The sequence below is a fragment of the Bacillus sp. J33 genome (assembly GCF_000518885.1).
GTDB lineage: Bacteria > Bacillota > Bacilli > Bacillales > Cytobacillaceae > Cytobacillus.
Genome location: NZ_JAEL01000049.1, coordinates 1 through 17,730, shown reverse-complemented (window position 1 = coordinate 17,730; position 17,730 = coordinate 1). Strand labels below are relative to the sequence as shown.

The 17,730-nt window shown below is 36.2% G+C and carries 20 protein-coding genes; all 20 read left to right on the top strand.

Going from position 1 to position 17,730, the window contains the following annotated elements; translation table 11 throughout:
* The first annotated feature begins 49 nt into the window (after positions 1-49).
* Positions 50-433 carry a DUF302 domain-containing protein gene (locus tag L634_RS0115125; RefSeq protein WP_026583166.1) on the top strand — a complete coding sequence of 128 codons (384 nt, stop codon included), beginning with the start codon at positions 50-52 and terminating at the stop codon, positions 431-433.
* 73 nt (positions 434-506) lie between these two features.
* On the top strand, positions 507-1,088 hold the full coding sequence (locus tag L634_RS0115120) for a class I SAM-dependent methyltransferase (protein ID WP_026583165.1): 582 nt from the start codon (positions 507-509) through the stop codon (positions 1,086-1,088).
* Positions 1,089-1,351: 263 nt separating this feature from the next.
* Entirely contained in the window at positions 1,352-1,756 is a 405-nt protein-coding gene (locus tag L634_RS31220; protein WP_051428344.1) for a hypothetical protein, read from the top strand.
* Complete coding sequence (locus tag L634_RS0115110) at positions 1,735-1,995, top strand: metal-sensitive transcriptional regulator (RefSeq protein WP_026583164.1); 261 nt, start codon at positions 1,735-1,737, stop codon at positions 1,993-1,995. Before L634_RS31220 ends, L634_RS0115110 begins: the two co-directional genes overlap by 22 nt.
* A gap of 172 nt (positions 1,996-2,167) precedes the next feature.
* Positions 2,168-2,647 carry a DsrE/DsrF/DrsH-like family protein gene (locus L634_RS0115105; protein WP_026583163.1) on the top strand — a complete coding sequence of 160 codons (480 nt, stop codon included), beginning with the start codon at positions 2,168-2,170 and terminating at the stop codon, positions 2,645-2,647.
* A gap of 49 nt (positions 2,648-2,696) precedes the next feature.
* The gene (locus L634_RS0115100; protein ID WP_026583162.1) at positions 2,697-3,056 is read left to right on the top strand and encodes a rhodanese-like domain-containing protein; all 360 of its coding nucleotides are present in this window, start codon (positions 2,697-2,699) and stop codon (positions 3,054-3,056) included.
* Between the two features lie 24 nt (positions 3,057-3,080).
* Entirely contained in the window at positions 3,081-3,377 is a 297-nt protein-coding gene (locus L634_RS0115095; protein WP_026583161.1) for a rhodanese-like domain-containing protein, read from the top strand.
* Positions 3,378-3,429: 52 nt separating this feature from the next.
* Positions 3,430-4,005 carry a sulfurtransferase TusA family protein gene (locus tag L634_RS0115090; protein WP_026583160.1) on the top strand — a complete coding sequence of 192 codons (576 nt, stop codon included), beginning with the start codon at positions 3,430-3,432 and terminating at the stop codon, positions 4,003-4,005.
* Between the two features lie 14 nt (positions 4,006-4,019).
* On the top strand, positions 4,020-4,253 hold the full coding sequence (locus tag L634_RS0115085; protein ID WP_026583159.1) for a glutaredoxin family protein: 234 nt from the start codon (positions 4,020-4,022) through the stop codon (positions 4,251-4,253).
* Between the two features lie 12 nt (positions 4,254-4,265).
* Complete coding sequence (locus tag L634_RS0115080; RefSeq protein WP_026583158.1) at positions 4,266-4,661, top strand: DsrE/DsrF/DrsH-like family protein; 396 nt, start codon at positions 4,266-4,268, stop codon at positions 4,659-4,661.
* A gap of 40 nt (positions 4,662-4,701) precedes the next feature.
* On the top strand, positions 4,702-5,829 hold the full coding sequence (locus tag L634_RS0115075; protein WP_026583157.1) for an MBL fold metallo-hydrolase: 1,128 nt from the start codon (positions 4,702-4,704) through the stop codon (positions 5,827-5,829).
* Between the two features lie 28 nt (positions 5,830-5,857).
* Complete coding sequence (locus tag L634_RS0115070; RefSeq protein WP_026583156.1) at positions 5,858-6,085, top strand: sulfurtransferase TusA family protein; 228 nt, start codon at positions 5,858-5,860, stop codon at positions 6,083-6,085.
* 51 nt (positions 6,086-6,136) lie between these two features.
* Positions 6,137-6,913, top strand: a complete 777-nt coding sequence (locus L634_RS0115065) for a sulfite exporter TauE/SafE family protein (RefSeq protein ID WP_026583155.1) — start codon at positions 6,137-6,139, stop codon at positions 6,911-6,913.
* Positions 6,914-6,966: 53 nt separating this feature from the next.
* Entirely contained in the window at positions 6,967-7,314 is a 348-nt protein-coding gene (locus L634_RS0115060) for a DsrE/DsrF/DrsH-like family protein (protein ID WP_026583154.1), read from the top strand.
* Between the two features lie 15 nt (positions 7,315-7,329).
* The gene (locus L634_RS0115055) at positions 7,330-7,710 is read left to right on the top strand and encodes a peroxiredoxin family protein (protein ID WP_026583153.1); all 381 of its coding nucleotides are present in this window, start codon (positions 7,330-7,332) and stop codon (positions 7,708-7,710) included.
* 1,007 nt (positions 7,711-8,717) lie between these two features.
* Positions 8,718-10,571 (top strand): TnsD family Tn7-like transposition protein, encoded by a 1,854-nt coding sequence (locus L634_RS0115045; protein ID WP_051428343.1) that lies wholly within the window; start codon positions 8,718-8,720, stop codon positions 10,569-10,571.
* Positions 10,572-10,995: 424 nt separating this feature from the next.
* On the top strand, positions 10,996-11,181 hold the full coding sequence (locus tag L634_RS0115035; protein ID WP_026583151.1) for a hypothetical protein: 186 nt from the start codon (positions 10,996-10,998) through the stop codon (positions 11,179-11,181).
* A 6-nt stretch (positions 11,182-11,187) separates the two neighbouring features.
* A complete protein-coding gene (locus tag L634_RS0115030; RefSeq protein WP_026583150.1) occupies positions 11,188-14,238 on the top strand; it encodes a DEAD/DEAH box helicase in 3,051 nt (1,016 codons plus the stop codon).
* Between the two features lie 407 nt (positions 14,239-14,645).
* A complete protein-coding gene (locus L634_RS32760) occupies positions 14,646-15,569 on the top strand; it encodes an AlbA family DNA-binding domain-containing protein (protein ID WP_084028913.1) in 924 nt (307 codons plus the stop codon).
* Positions 15,570-15,668: 99 nt separating this feature from the next.
* Positions 15,669-17,432, top strand: coding sequence for an ATP-dependent nuclease (locus tag L634_RS31205; protein ID WP_051428342.1), 1,764 nt, complete (start codon positions 15,669-15,671; stop codon positions 17,430-17,432).
* Positions 17,433-17,730 lie beyond the last annotated feature (298 nt).

Here is a 17,730-nt window from a genome sequence, read left to right as displayed (position 1 = left end):
GCAATCGTACTAGCCAAAAGATTAATGGGTGAAGAATGGAGACTTCATTATGTTCCACCATACAATTGATGTTTCTTTATCGTTAGAAAAAGTCATTCCCAAACTGGAAGAATCTTTGAAAAGTGAACAATTCGGTGTTCTATGGCAATTTGATATTAGGGAAAAGCTACAGGAAAAGGGGGTAGATTTTAATCAAAAGTTCGTAGTATTGGAAGTGTGCAACCCGAAAGAAGCTAAGCGAGTGTTAGAGGAAGAAACCCTTGCCGGGTATTTCCTTCCATGTAAGATTGTTGTATATGAGGAAAATGGCCAAACAAAGATAGGGTTGCCAAAGCCGACTGCTTTGATTAGCATGGTTAATAATGAACAATTGAAGGAAATTGCGGCAGATATTGAAAAGCGTTTAATAAAATGTATTGATTCTGTTCTTTAATGCTGATAATAGAGGCAACAGTGAATAGATTAACCAGTAATTTTAAAGCATTTTATATTATGGAGGCAAAAAAATGGCTGGACATCGTTTTAATCCGGAAAAAGCAGATCGATTGATTGATCCACAAAGGGAGAAATTAATCTCACCGTCTCAAATGGCTAAGATTTTAGACATTCAACCACAGGATACCATTGCCGATTTAGGAGCGGGAAATGGCTTTTTCGCCTTGCCTTTTGCGAAGTTAACGAAGGAAAAGCTCATTGCTGTAGACATTGAGCCGAAGATGCTTCAGAAATTGAAGGCGCGTGCGCAAGAAGCAAAAGTTCACAATATCGAGTATGTGGAAAGCGACCTTGAAACCTTGCAATTAGGAAATGAAACGGTAGATAAAGTAATCACGGCATTTGTCCTGCATGAAGTAAGGGACTTGAACCAGGTACTTTCCCATATCCACACTATGTTAAAGCCCGCTGGCATGGCTCTTCTACTGGAATGGGAAAAGGTAGAATCAGAATCTGGACCGCCTATTCAGGAGCGCATTTTATCGAAGGATATGCTTGAAATAGTGAAGGAGCACCCGTTCAGTGCCGCCATTCATCAAATTAATGAAGCCCAGTACGGGGTATTGCTAACAAAATTGGTTGAAAAACAATAGAAATTGATTATGGAAAATGGCTATTCCGGGAGAATCGTGATTCAACGACCTTCTGGGACGGCCATTTCTCCTTTTAAAAAAGAAAATTCTAGGGTTCAATGCATTTTTTATGAAGAGTAATCCCCCCTTTAACGGTTAAAGAATGGTAGACATCATTATTCCCCGTTCCAATTTAATAAAAAGGGCTTGACTGTAATACCTAACGGGGTATATAATAAACCTTGTCAACGATATTCCTTAATCATCATTAAGGAGGGTAACCCATGTTGGTTATGATTACTGCATTACTTGTGGTTATTTTTGTCCCCATCTATACAAGGTATTTTCCTGTACATGGAGTTAAGTGTCTAAATTTACAAGATATAGATAAGCGGGCTAAAAACCTTGTCGATGTACGGGATTTTAACCAGTCATACAAGGACTCCATTCAAGGATCCATTAATATCCCGGTAGCCTATTTCAAGAGGAGTTATCGGGAAATACCCAGTGGGGATATTCATATTGTCGCTTCAAGCCGCCTTGATAAAAATATAAGTGTCCGTTTCCTAAGGGGAAAAGGACTGAATGTTATAGGCTATACTATAACTGAATGTAACTGCAAAAAGGATGAATGTAAGAAACATCATATCAGAAAGGAGAATGTAATGTGGAATACAATGATCAAATGAAAAATAGAGTAAAGCGAATGGAAGGTCAGCTTAGAGGAATCTTGAAGATGATGGAAGAGAATAAAGATTGTAAAGATGTTATCACTCAATTGTCAGCCGTTCGCTCGGCCGTGGATAGAACAATTGGTGTAGTTGTAAGTTCAAATTTGGTTGAATGTGTCCTGGAAGCTGATAAAAGCGAAGAGAAAACGGATGAATTAATCAAACAAGCTGTCAATCTACTAGTAAAAAGCAGATAAAAAAATCTCTTGGGTTGACATTCTTTCTTTTGTCTATTAATATACCCCTATAGGTAACTTTGACAAAGCAACACGAAGAAGAAAATGCTGTACTCATAATGTGTATTAAAAAGTAATTTTTTTGGCAGAAATAATACCCATACATGTATGGGTGAAATTCTAGGAGGAAGCGATGACAGAAAGAAAAACAACCAACATCATCCTATTTAGCGGGGATTATGACAAGGCAATGGCAGCTTATATTATTGCGAACGGGGCAGCGGCTTACGACCACGAAGTCACCATTTTCCACACGTTTTGGGGATTGAATGCCTTGCGTAAGGATGAACATATCCCAGTGAAAAAAGGGTTTATGGAAAAAATGTTCGGCAAAATGATGCCGAGGGGCTCCGATAAAATGGGGCTTTCAAACATGAACTTTGCCGGTTTCGGTCCCAAGATGATCAAGGATGTAATGAAGAAACATAACGTCATGCCTCTGCCTCAGCTGATTGAAATGGCTCAGGAACAGGATATAAAGCTGGTGGCATGCACCATGACAATGGATCTGCTGGGCCTTCAAAAGGAAGAGCTGCTGGATAACATTGAATACGCCGGCGTGGCAGCCTATTTAGCGGACGCTGAGGATGGCAAGGTCAATTTATTTATCTAAGTATTCTTTAAGGGGGGTTCCCCTTTTATAAAATCAAGGAGGGAAGGGAATGGACTATCTAAACTATCTTCTTCTTGCACTTGTTGCTTTCTTTTTCATCCAGCGTCTTGTTCCAACAAAGGGAGTAAGGCAAATCTCGACTGCAGAGCTGAAAAAAGAATTGCAAGATAAAAACAAGCAGTATATTGATGTAAGGACACAGGGAGAGTTTAAAGCAAAGAACATAAAAGGCTTCAAAAACATCCCGCTTCATCAATTGGCGGATAAGGCTGACCAGCTTTCAAAGGAAAAAGAGGTCATTGTCATCTGCCAAAGCGGAATGAGAAGCAATAAAGCCAGCAAATTACTGAGGAAAAAAGGGTTTAAGCAAGTGACAAATGTAAAAGGCGGAATGAGCGCCTGGGTTTGATCCAAATAAAAGGAGATGAACATAATGAGGGAAATGACGGCTGAAGAAGTGGAAGCGTTGCTTAACAAAGGAGAGCAGCTAAACATCATCGATGTTCGTGAGACAGATGAGGTGGCTGCCGGAAAAATTCCGGGAGCGGTCAACATCCCTTTGGGATTAGTTGAGTTTCGCCTGCATGAGCTGGATAAAGCCAAAGAATATATCATGGTTTGCCGTTCAGGGGCAAGAAGCGGCCGCGCGTCTCAAACACTTGAAAGCCATGGATATAAAGTCATTAATATGGCAGGCGGCATGCTTTCATGGGAAGGAAAAGTTGAATAGAATCTTTTAGGTTCACAAATACCCTATACTGTATTAAACGGGAGGACTCACTATGGAAAACATCAAAGTGAACGTAACATTGGACGCAAAAGGATTGGCTTGTCCGATGCCGATTGTCAAAACAAAAAAGGCTATGAATACATTGGAAGCTGGCCAGGTCTTGGAAGTTCAAGCGACAGATAAGGGATCGAAAGCAGACCTCCAAGCGTGGGCAAACAGTGCCGGCCACCAATATCTTGGAACCATTGAAGAAGGAGATGTACTAAGGCATTACCTTAGAAAATCATCAAATGACGGTTCAGTTGAAAGAAAGCATCCCCATGTAACTAGCAATGAGGAACTTGAACAGAAGCTGGATGCCCTTGATAATATTGTGGTTCTTGATGTAAGAGAGGCAGCTGAATATGCATTTAACCATATTCCTAATGCTGTTTCAATTCCGTTGGGAGAATTGGAAGAGCGCCTAAGTGAATTAAACAAGGACGATCAAATCTATGTGGTATGCCGTACAGGAAGCCGTAGTGATTTGGCTGCCCAGAAGCTTACGGAAAACGGATTTTCGAATGTGATCAATGTTGTTCCAGGTATGAGTGCCTGGACGGGAAAGACCAATACTTTAAATAAATAAGGAGAATGCAGGATATGAACACAGTTACAGTGTATACAACAACACGCTGCCCCTATTGTGTCATGCTAAAAAACTTTTTAGAGTCGCAGAATATCCCATTTAAAGAGGTAAATGTTGAAACCAACCCACAGCTGATGAACCATCTTGTGAACAAAACAGGTCAAATGGGAATCCCTCAAACAGAGATTAATGGTAAATGGGTTGTTGGGTATGATCCAAATAATATAATGCTAGCATTAAAAAACTAGGAGGAATTTGATATGAATAAAAAAGTAGCTATTATCGCAAGCAACGGTGGCATGTTCGATGCCTATAAAGTCTTCAATATCGCGACTGCAGCAGCAGCAACGGATCAGGAAGTAGCGATTTTCTTCACATTTGAAGGACTAAACCTAATTCATAAAGAGGCCAACCAGCAGCTTCCAATGCCGGCAGGAAAAGAACACTTTGCGGAAGGTTTTCAAAAAGCCAACGTTCCGGCCATTCCAGAATTGGCGGAAATGGCACAGGAAATGGGAGTCAAATTTATTGGCTGCCAAATGACAATGGATGTTATGGGCCTTGAAAAAGATTCATTTGTTGATGGGATTGAAGTTGGCGGAGCGGTGACATTCCTTGAGTTCGCCAAAGATGCTGATGTGACATTAACATTCTAAAATTTTTTATTCAAAAATATACCTAGGGAGGTAAAGGAGAATGGCTTTTAAAGCAATGACTTCAAAAGAAGTAACAAAGAAAGTCTTCAATAAAGAAAACCTGTTTGTATTGGATGTCCGGAATGAAAGTGATTTTCAGGATTGGAAAATTGAAGGGGAAAACTTTCAATATCTAAATGTTCCTTATTTTGAACTTCTTGATGGGGTGGAAGAAATTATGGACAAAATCCCAGCCGATCAAGAAATTCTCGTTGTCTGTGCGAAAGAAGGTTCATCCGTCATGGTTGCGGAAATGCTGTCGGATGCCGGACTTGACGTTTCCTACCTGGAGGGTGGAATGAAAGCGTGGAGTGAACATTTGGAGCCTGTTAAGGTCGGGGATCTTAAGGATGGCGGAGAGCTTTTCCAGTTTGTCCGTATTGGAAAAGGGTGTTTATCCTATATGGTGGTCTCTAATGGAGAGGCGGCTATTATTGATGCGACAAGGATGACGGACATCTATCTTGAATTTGCTAAAAGCATTGGGGCTACGATTACCCATGTATTTGATACCCATCTTCATGCGGACCACATCTCAGGAGGCCGGGTGATCGCCGAAAAGACAAATGCGACATACTGGCTGCCTCCAAAGGATGCCACAGAAGTGACCTTTGAGTATGAGCCGCTTGAAGGCGGAAACGATGTAGCCATTGGGGAAACCAAGATCAATATTCATTCTTTATACTCTCCAGGGCATACAATAGGCTCCACTTCCTTTGTGGTCGATGAGAAGTTCCTGCTTTCAGGGGATATCCTGTTCATCGATTCCATCGGAAGGCCTGACCTTGCCGGGTTGGCAGAGGACTGGGTTGGGGATCTGCGCGAGAGCCTGTATAAGCGTTACAGAGAGCTATCCGAAGAATTGATCGTGCTTCCTGCCCACTTTATGATCATCGACGAACTGAATGAAGATGGAAGTGTCGCGGAGAAGCTTGGCACATTGTTTGCCAAGAACCACGGATTGAATATTGAAGATGAGAACGAGTTCAGGAAGCTAGTGACGGAAAACCTTCCGCCGCAGCCAAATGCGTACCAGGAAATTCGTGAAACCAATATGGGCAAAATCAGCCCGGACACAGAAAAGCAGCGTGAAATGGAGATCGGTCCAAACCGCTGTGCGGTTCGCTAAAAAATAAACAATTAGGAGGAAATTAAAAATGGAATCAAACAAAGTATTGGATGCAAAAGGATTGGCGTGCCCGATGCCAATCGTTAAAACAAAGAAAGCGATGAATGAATTGGAATCAGGCCAAGTGTTGGAAGTTCATGCCACCGACAAGGGGGCAAAGAATGATTTAACTGCCTGGGCCAAGTCGGGCGGCCATGAATTGATCAAACATGAAGAAGAGAATGATGTGTTCAAATTCTGGATTAAAAAAGCCTAATATTAAGGGAACCGATACCGGGTTCCCTTTTCTTTTAAAGGAGGAAACAGGATGGATTTTGCCTTTATTGTCACGATTTTCTTAATTGGTTTTATTGGATCTTTTATTTCGGGCATGGTGGGCATTGGAGGCTCCATTATAAAATACCCGATGCTTTTATATATCCCCCCTTTGCTGGGCGTGGCGGCATTCAGCGCCCATGAAGTGTCCGGAATCAGTGCAGTACAGGTGTTCTTCGCAACAATCGGAGGTGTCTGGGCCTACCGTAAAGGCGGGTACTTAAACAAGACGCTGATTGCGTATATGGGGGTCAGTATTTTAATTGGGAGTTTCATTGGCGGATACGGTTCAAATGTAATGCCGGAGAGCGGGATTAATCTAGTCTACGGAATTCTCGCCTTGATTGCGGCAATCATGATGTTTATCCCGAAAAAAGGAATTGATGACATTCCGCTGGACCAGGTGAAATTTAATAAATGGCTTGCCGCTTCATTATCCTTTATCGTCGGGATTGGGGCCGGAATCGTTGGCGCGGCGGGTGCCTTCCTGCTCGTGCCCATCATGCTGGTTGTGCTAAAAATCCCAACCAGAATGACCATTGCCTCTTCACTGGCGATTACGTTTATTTCCTCCATTGGTTCAACCATTGGGAAAATCTCAACAGGGCAAGTGGAATATGGCCCGGCGATTATCATGATTGTGGCCAGTCTTATCGCTTCGCCGTTAGGGGCCGCAGCTGGGAAAAAAGTCAACACAAAAGCGTTACAGGTAATTTTGGCTTTAATAATTGCAGCGACTGCCATAAAGACTTGGTTGGAGATCTTATAAAAAACAGGGAAAACTACCGTGTATCATACATGTAGCTGAAAGAAGGGGTGGACATGCGGAAGAAGAGAGTAGTATTCTTTGTCTCGTTAAGCTCAAATGTTCCCTATGTATTAAAGACATCCATTGAAATGGTTGAAAATGATAATGAAGTCTCTATATTTTTTGATTTAGATGGTGCCCGTGTTTTGGATAAACGTTATTTTAATAAAATGACCAGGACTCATGGAGTGGATCTCTCATTACTATTTAACATCGCTTTGAATACTGGAATTAGAATTTATGGATGTCAGATGAATGTATTAATTGCGGATGGTTTGGAGTTAATTGATGGAGCAGAACTTGCAGGCGTTGTTACCTTTTTAGAGCAAGCATACCAAGCAGATGCTGTTTTAAGTTATTAAAAGAGGTGAACAAATATGAAGACGAAAAAGGTAGTCGTTTTAGCACTTCATGATGAATTGGAGTCTGCTTATCCCCCATTGAACATTGCAGTTGGGGCATCTTCTTCCGGGGCGGAGGTAATTTTAGCGTTTTCCCGAAAAGGAGTAAACATATTAGATGAAAAATACATTCCCATTCCATCAGATGGAATTGAATACCTATCTAATGCACTATCAGACTTCAACGCGCCTTCCCTTCACGATTTACTAAAGATAGCTGTTGAATCAGGCGTTAAACTTTATGTAGTTGATTTGGATATAAAGGACGACACACAATTCATTTATCCGGCTGAACAAGTCCCGATCAAATGGGTCCTAAACGAGGCAGTATCAGCGGATTTGTTTTTTCATTTTTAAACAATTGGAGGAATTGCATTGATTAAAATAACTGACGCAGCCATAACTAAAATTAAAAAAGAATTAAAAGATGTTTTAAATGAAGGCAAAACACCATTTATACGTCTTACAATGGGCATTGGTTGAGGGGGACCCCAGCTTCGTCTGGCTCTGGAAGAGTCAGCTTTAGAAAATGATGAAATTACAGAAGAAAATGGAATACAATTCTTAGTGAACGAAAGAGATAAAGTTTATTTTAATAATGTCAAAATTGATTATGTTAAGTCCCTATTTGGAGTTGGACAATTCAAGGTAATTAGACTATAAATTCCTGAAAGGAAATGCCAAATGGGAAAGAATCTTTCAAAGAACTATAGCACTTGAGGAAAAAAGAAAAGTAATCCTCGGAGAAATTTACCTCCTATATGACCCGGGGTATTTATTTGGCTTGTGGCAGGAGTCATCATTTTAATTCAAAAATTTTTTTAGGGGCTACTTAGCCCTTTTTGTGACTTTTAAATCGCTCATTATTTGATGGCCTTTTTAAAGTATGGAAGAAAAATTACTAGATTTGAGTTATTTTCAATATTTTTAGGGAGGCTTTAAAATGTCAAAAGTAACTAAGAAAACTGCTGATTGCACTACAACTGGTTCTTGAGGAATTAGTCGGCCTAACGTTTCTGGCAATGGAAAACAGGTTAAGCAACCCCTTCCTATATGACCGGGTACGTTAGTATGGCTCCTGGTAGGAGCTATTTACCTTATTTATAAAGCTTTTAGCTTATTTTTTAGTTAAAACCTTATAATTAACAATTAACGAATACGACAAAGTTATTAGTGTCAGAGTTTTGTAGCTTGAATGTTGAAAGCATCTCTTAGGTAGCTGGTCATGATAGTATCTCGCACCAGGAGGTAGAGAGCAATATGTTCGGAAGAAAATTGTTGGTCATGCCGGTATCTCATAGTAGGTAATATCTTATGTAATTATTGGGGAAAATGTTGATACTTAACTTTTAGAGGTGAGAGTATTGATATTTTTCCCTTGTTTGTATGAAGATGAACTTTTTTATAGTGTATTAGCAAGGTATCATCAGTATTCGGGCAATGAGAATTCAAAAATCACTATGGAAGAGGTGTTTGGGTCCAGTACTCTCTGTGCAGCTACAACCTTACCTTCGAATTTTAGAAAATTAGTTAGAAGACTACCCATCCCAGAAAGTTACTCTGATCAGCAATTAATAAATAACCATACTTTTTTGCCCTACTTTGCTCCTTTTATCCCCAACGAGAGGTACCAAGAATTAAAGCTAATGATGAGTGAAAGTGATGGGAAATTCATTTATATGAAAATTGGTATACCCGCAAGCAAAATAAAAAGCCCAGATTATTTAAGGTATTGTTTAGAATGTGTAGAAACAGAAAAAGCACTCCATGGTGAATGTTTCTGGCATAGAGTTCATCAAGCAGAAGGGGTGGTGGTATGCCCAAAACATGGTTGTTATTTAACAGACTCAGACGTTCCGTATTCAGAAAGAAAAAATAAGCATGATTTGGCTTCTCTTGGAAAAAGTGTTCATTTAGATAAAGTTTCTAGTAGTCAGGATGATTCCGTTCAATTTAAACACCGGTTTTTTATTTCTGAGCAAACTTTTTATTTGCTTAATAACCTCATTAAACCATTCGGATTAGAGAACTTGAGAAGGTTTTACATTGCAAGGTTAAAACAACAAGGATTCGCGACTATATCAGGGAGAATTAAATGGGTTGATTTAATACCTAAGTTTAATCAATTTTATGGTGTATCCCTATTAAAAGAATTGAAATGCTATATTTCAGAAACAGATGAAGATACCTGGCTACATAAGGTTTTAAGAAAGCCAAAAGTAAGTTGTCACCCACTAAGACATATATTGCTGTTAGGATTTCTAGGGGAAACAATTTTATCTTTACAGCAACAAATCAATTCTGATTTTGAACCATTCGGGAGTGGGCCATGGCCATGTTTGAATAGAGCAGCGGAGCACTTTAAAAAGCCTGTAGTCATTTCATGTAAAATTACTAATGATTTCAAAATGAAAGTTCCTGTTGGAACATTTACTTGTACATGTGGTTTTGTTTATTCAAGAAGGGGTCCTGATAAAAAAGAAGATGACCTTTATAAAATTGGGCGAATAAAGACTTTTGGTCCTGTTTGGGAACAGAAACTAGCTGAACTCTCTACGCAAGATCTTTCTTTAAGAAAAAAGGCGGAAATACTTGGGGTAGATCCAATGACTGTAAAAAACAAGTTGAACATTAAAGAACAACTTACTGAAAATAATTCAGTAAACCCTTTATTAGAGGGTTACAGGAAAGAATGGTCTTTATTAATTAAAAATAATGGAGATAAAACAGTTACAGAACTCCGTTCATTAAACCCTTCTGTATACCTGTGGCTTTATCGAAACGATGAGAGGTGGCTAAAAGAACATAGTCCCAAGGCTAGGGTAAGCAAAGTCAAAAACTTAAACCAAAGAGTAGATTGGGAAAGTCGAGACAAAGATGTAGCAGAGCAAGTGGAGTTAATAGCTAAAGAAATCATTAATGGTGCTGGAGAAGTAACAAGGGTTAGTAAAAATGAAATTGGTCGCAGGATAAGTACTCTATCTTTAACCTCTTTTATCAACTATATAGACAGGTTACCAAAGACAAGGGAAGCACTTGAAAAGCATGTAGAATCGATAGAACAATTTCAAATAAGGAGGATTAAATATTTTATAGGTGAACTGAAAAAATCAAAAGCTTCATTAAGTGAGTGGGAAGTAATCCGTGCAGCAGGGTTAAAAAGTGAATTTGCTGATAAATTAAAGCATATAATCATCAAAGAAATATATAGAGTTTAAATAATTTTAGGTTTCTTATTAAAATGGATTTTTTTCTCGAGGAGTTAAATGTAGATTTGTTATACGGACAGATTTTGTTTTCTTAGCAATTGATCAAGCCGCATCTAAAAAGGTCCATAATAGATTACCTTATAGCTTTAGATATTCCAATTTGTCGATTTGGGTATGGGAATAAATCTAGTCCAAGGTTCTTTAAGGGGGAGTAGTAAAAAAACACTTATGCTCCTGACAATACATCTTTTATTAAAGATTGCAATAGGATAAGCGGTTGATGATGTCTATACTACAAAAATTCAAATATCATAGTTAAATGCATTGAATGTCATTATGGGCTTACTTGTTTGGAGAAAAATGAATGATATTTATTTAAGTGAAGATACATTTATGCATTCTACTTTTATAATTCATAAAGAGGAAATTAATAATGAAACATAAATTTGTAGAGTATATAACTTCGGAAATTGAAGAGGATGTCTGGGAATTTATTCCGTTATTAAATTTACACTTTCGTTTTAAAAACAAACGAGGTGTTTTTATTTTGGCAGGAATACAAGGTAATTTGTTGAATGATGTAAATATTAAAATTAGTATTATAAAAATTTCAGGGTGAACAATTATGAGTTTAATTAAATGGGAACACCGTTCAATAATATCTTCTAAATTAAGAACTTATCAGGTTAAAGCGATTGAAACTTCTTTAAGCTATATAAAGAGTTCTTCGGCTAAACAAGCATTAATTAAGATGCCAACGGGTACAGGCAAGACATTCGTAATAGGTGTTTTAGCATTGTTTATTAAAGGATGCAATAATGTTTTAATTGTTTCCCCTTCTTCTGCTATTAGAGAACAACTTTATAAGGAAATTAAAAAAAATTTGTGGGAAAAAATGAATATTGACTTGGAAATAAAAAAGTCAATTGAACGTTTATTTCCCAAAAATGCTTCTGAATTAGTGGATAAGGAAGGTAATAAGGTATTTATCACAACTATACAGGCTTTAACTCAAGTGAAAAATGAAAACGAGGAAGTGTTTAATACTTTAAAAGACAATGTTGATTTAATTTTATTTGACGAAGGGCATAAAGAGCCAGCAAATACTTGGAGTGAGACAATTAGAAGTCTTGGTAAGAAAACAATTCTGTTTACTGCTACACCGATTAGAAACGATTATCATATCTTTAATATTGATGAGAAATATTTTTATAATTACTCATTAAAAGAAGCAATTGATGAAAAAATTATAAGAACACCTGAATTTAAATATCTTGATCAAGATATACCAGCTTCAAAAGTAAAAATAAGTGTTTTTATCGATAAGATCATGGAATTAAAAGGAAGGTTTGAAGAGGAAAATAATTTTGAACCAAAAATTATTATTAGATTTGCAAACTTTAGTGATTTGGAGACAGCAATTGATTATTTAGATGGAAAAGAAGAAAAAGCAATCGCTATCCATGAAAGATTTAAGAATACTAAAGATAATGATTCTAAATTCCAAGACGTACCTACTGAAAATGATGCAATTTATTGGTTAGCTCAAAATAAATTAGTTGAAGGAATAGATGATAGTAAGTTTGCCTTTTTGGCTATTTATGGTGGATTTGACAATGCAAGGTCATTTATACAACAGATAGGAAGGACGTTACGGAAAGAAAGGCCTGATAGTAGTCTTGAAAAAAGTTGGATAATAATAAATCCTGCAGATAATTATCTTGAAGATATCTGGAATACTTATGTTGATTATGAATCAGATACAGCTCAAAGAGATAAACTTCCTACGAATAACTTTAAAAATTTTTTCAAAAGCTTTTTATTAAACCAGCCGGACTATATTTACGGTTCCCGAAAATTCCTAAAAAAGTTTGATGACCAAACACCAATGGAATTTCGAGATACGCTTTTCCGTTATAGATTACCTTTAAAAGCAAATATTTTTTCATTAAAAGACGAGATATTAGGGGAGTTTAGATTTGATAAGTTCATAAATGAAATTATAAATCAGAAAGAGCTTTCAAACGAGTATGTTATTAATAAACATAAACATGAAAGTGAAGATATGTATATAGTTACTTATACTAAGTTTGGAAATTCTTCAATATTGAGTAATGAATCATTTGTAGAGGTTAAACTTGGGCTGTTTTTTTTATGGTTAAATAATAATTATTTATTTTTTTATGATACTAACAATTATATACCCAGTATAATCTTGGATTTATCAGAACCAGTAAACCCCAGTAAACTACAATTTCTTTTCAATGAGGATGCAGAATTTACACAGGTAACGTTAAAAAACGGAATTATAAGTCAAAATAACATTCATAGACAAGTAATAAATAGTAGAAATATGAAAAATATCGCACCGAATATTACTGACAAATATAATTTTTGCACAACTATTACGGGTTCGGTAAATGAAATGGGTAGCCGGGGAAGAAGATATATCGGTTTTTCAAACAGTCGGGTATCCGATAACTCGGGTTATATGCACCTAGCAGATTATTTAAACTGGATCAAAAAAATAGCTGATAAAATTCTTAATGAGACAGGTGCAGCAAATAGCTTCTTTCAAAGATATTCGCCTATTGTGGGAATTCCTGCAGATACCAGCCCTATTTTAATTACTTTTGACTTTAATGATTTTGAAGACATTTTAGTTGATGAGAATGGGAATAAAGTTGAAATTGAAGAGTTAAATTACAAAATAGAAAATAATAAGACTCAGTTGAAAATAAATGGAGAAATGGTTTGCCTCAATGTTAATTTTGAAAACAAAAGATATAATTTATCATTTGAAGAGTTCTCTTTAAACAATAGTTACCGTTTTAGTGAAGATAAAATAACTGAGGAATATAGTGTTCGTAAGAATGAGTCATTGATTAGCTATTTAAATAGATATCAAGATTTTCATATTGTTACGAGTGATGCGACACATATATATTACAAAAAAGAATTTATAAAAAGTGGAATCGCCTTTGATGATCGAAGAATGGATGGGGTTTTTGGAGAATACAAACTTAAAGATGATAAAAGGATTAATAGTGAAAAAGGAGAACTAGATGTCCGGCGAGAGGAGTGGGCCGAAGACTCATTGTTCTATTTAGTCTCTTCTTTAGGTAAGGACTTGGAGGAACAAAATGAAATTAAAATGTCATTGAAAGAGATGGATTATTTAATTTGTACTGACCTAAAAAAAGAAATATCGGATTTTATTGGCCTGGATACCAAAAATAAAAGGATATATTTTATCCATTGTAAATCAAAAAAAGCTTCTTATTCTGCTTCCGCATTTCAAGATATTGTTTCTCAGGTGATGAAAAATCTTGATTATGCACATCCATTAAGTAGTCGTGTTCCTAATGATGTAGAAAAATGGAATGAGGATTGGAAGTTAAAAGAAGTGACAAGGAAGAGAGTAATTAAAGGGGATCTAGAAGCACAAAAAATTTGGGATTTAATTAAACATTATCAAAGAGATCCAGAATCTGTTACCTACATATGGGCACTGACCGCAAATATGTTTTCTTTAAAGACGTATACCAATCAAAAGCAAGAAAATTTAAAACAATACCCAGAAATCATACAAATAGATTATCTGCTAATGAATACTTGGGCAGCTGTTCAATCGGTTGGTGCGAGATTTAAATTCTTTTTTGATAAAAAAAGTTGATTCTACCCCTTTCAATATATCCACGTCCGGCCAACACGTGAAAATGACATAATTCGATAAGGGGGTATTCCTAGAAAGCCATAGAAAGCCATATAAAGCCACATAGCCTCGTAACCTAGATTTAGAAGGATTTACAGGTTATGTGGCTTTTCTTGTTGTGTAAAATGACCTATTAAAACCCTAATTTCAGACCTTCGATAATACCACATCCATGAAATGTTGGAAAAAGTAACCAAATTAGAAATCTTAAATTCTAATAAAGTATAAATTAATGGGTCCTTTTTATATTATCTATAAAACTGAATTAATATCTTAAAGAATTCACTAAATTTCCTTAGGTAAATATAGGGGAATTGTGATATTTGTCGAATTATACTTTATATAAAATTTACTTAAGGAGAAACGGCGTGGAAAAAATTGAAGAATTGATAAGGTTTGGATATGAATGTGAATATCTAGACTTTAAAGAAAAACAATATTCGAAAGACAAGCACATGGATCTAATTGCTGACATTATGGCAATGGCCAACTCCCGTCATGAAGGAGAAAAATTCATCATTATTGGGATTAAGGATAGACCAGAAGGAAAAGAAATTAAGGGAATTACTCAAGAGGAATTTGTTGATTCATCAATTTATACCCAGGTTATTTTGAGTAACATTGAACCCGACATTCAGTTTGATTATTTTAAGTATGAATATGAAGGGAACTTTCTTGGTGTTTTCAGAGTATTTAATACAAATAGCAAACCTTATATGCTTAAACGAAAATACAATAAATTAAATGAAGGCTTGTGCCTAATTCGTAAGGGGAGTTCAAACTCTATAGCAAAGCGGAGTGATTTTGATTTTATGTATCAAAACAAAGGGGTATTTGAAGTCAAATTGCTTGAACAAACCCTTTATGGTGTACATGACCTGGATGGTTGTGCGTCAATAGACGTACTATTGGCAAATACCACGGAGAACCCAGTTACAATCACTTCAGGTTATATGAACATACATAATAAAGATGGTAAGAAATTATCTCACCATCCCATATTTGGTATAGATAAGGTAATTGGAGCTGATTTTAATATAGGAATACAGCCCAAATCAGAAATAGTTGGTCAGTTATTTGTTGGTTTCAGTTCATCTGATCCTTTAAGATTGGATATTGACGAATACGGTGTTGGAAACAAGGACTACCGATTTGAACTTTTATTATTTGATGCACGTGGGAACCAATACAACGCAACCTTAGAACAAGGAAATGTGCTTGTAAATGGTGATTTTCTTTGGAAGGTGAAAAAACAAAAGGAGATTCCTCATAAGTTTAGGGCGCTAAAATAAAATAAAATTTTAATATATGATTACAAGGTTTGAAAAATTGTTAATTATAAGGAAAAGAGTATTAAATACAAATTCTTTAGTAGTAAGAAGGGATAAGAGATGTATCTACATAGTTTGAAATTATGGAACTGGAGAAAATTTTCTGTGGGTGAAGATGGAAGTTCTGGGTTTGAGGTTGAGTTTAAAGAAGGATTAAATATTTTAGTTGGTGAAAATGATTCAGGAAAAACAGCAATCATCGACTCCATTAAAACAATTCTTGGAACAAACAGTCACGATATAAATTGGGTGACAGAACAAGACTTTAATAAAGATAATACCTCATTAAAAATTGAATGTATATTTAAGAAGTTAAGTTCACTAGAAGAATCATATTTTTATGAATGGTTATCGCTTCAATCACAAACTACTGAACTTCGCATTGTATTGGAGGCAGAGATTTATGAAGATGCTAATAAACAGAAGAAAATTAAAAGAAGTGTAAAAGCAGGTCCAGAAAATTTAGAAGTGGGTATGGAAGATACTGTTCGACAATTATTAGCAGTAACATATCTTAAGCCATTACGAGATGCTACAACTGAATTAAGCCCAGGTACACGTTCTCGTGTAGCTCAAGTAGTAAAAAGCTTAAGGGATTTTTCAGATGATAGCACAGAAAAGCAGCAGATTGTTGATAGTTTTACTCACGCTTTTGATGAATTAAAAAGAGTACTGAATGAACCGGTTTTGAGTAAAATTGGACTAACTGTTAATGAATTCTTTGAGGAAAATAATAAGAAAGAACCTGAAATAAAAAATCGGGAAATGAGTTTCTCCGAGATTTTAAGAAAACTAGAATTGAACTTAGGAGAGATTGGAACAGGCTTAGGAAGCTCCAATTTATTATTTATGGCTGTTGAATTATTATTGCTAAGTGAAACAGAAGTGGGACCCAAAATTGCTTTGATAGAAGAGATAGAGGCACATATTCATCCACAGGCACAACTGCGAGTTATTAAACACTTTGAAAAAAATGCTGAAGAAACAGGTATGCAATATATTTTCACATCTCATAGCCCGGTGTTAGCAGCTTCAATATCCTTAGAAAATATTATTTTTATTTTCAATCAACAAGCTTTTTCAATGAATAAAGGCCAAACAAAACTGGAAGCGGATGACTATGAATTTTTAGAAAGGTTTTTAGATGCAACTAAAGCTAATTTATTTTTTGCTAGAGGAGTTATCTTTGTAGAAGGTGATGCAGAGAATTTGTTATTACCATCCATTGCGGAGATCATTGAACGCCCCTTACATAAATATGGAGTTTCAATTATAAATGTTGGCAATTTGGCATTTAAACGATATTCATCCATCTTTATTAGAGATGATGTTAATAAGCCAATGAATTTTCCAGTTTCTATAATAACCGATTTAGATTTAAAACCAGCAGAGTATTATGAAGAACCTTGTTATATAAAAGTGAATAGCGAACTAAATAGAAGAATATCTGACTTTTTTGAAAGTGAACACTTAAAAAGTGAATTAGAAGAAAACATATATGTTCAGATGAAGGATTTAATAAGTAAATCTAAAACAATCTATGGTGAAAAAGTCAGAGAGAGACTTTCAGGGGCTGAACAGAAACAAAAATTTGAAGAAATAGCTGTAAGGATAGAATCATTGTTGCAATCTGTAGAGCCGAATTTTTATGAATGTAAAAGAGTAAAAGAGAATGAAATTAAAGATAGATACTTCGACAATGTGGAACAAACAAAAGTTTATATCTCTCAACCATGGACTTTAGAGCACTCTATTGCACATAGTAGTTTAAAAGAAGAATTTGAAGATATTTTGCTAAATGTTTATGGCATCATAAAAATGTAGGTTATGGCATTTAATTTGTGCTGGCCCCTAGGGGCCTGCACAAATTAAAAATGGCCACTTGTCAACATTCCAAAATACACATACACTTCCTGTTGGGTACAAAACGTGCAGGAGGTATTTAAGGAGATGTTGGCAGTGGCCGAGATTAATTATATCAGACATGAGGTTAACAATAAAGACTGCGGATATTCAAGTGTAGCTAAAAGGACAGGGAGAGATCCGCGAACCATTAAGAAGTATGCAGAAATGGAGGATTTCAACCAAAAGCCAAAGAAAAGACAGAATAGGGCCGCTCCGG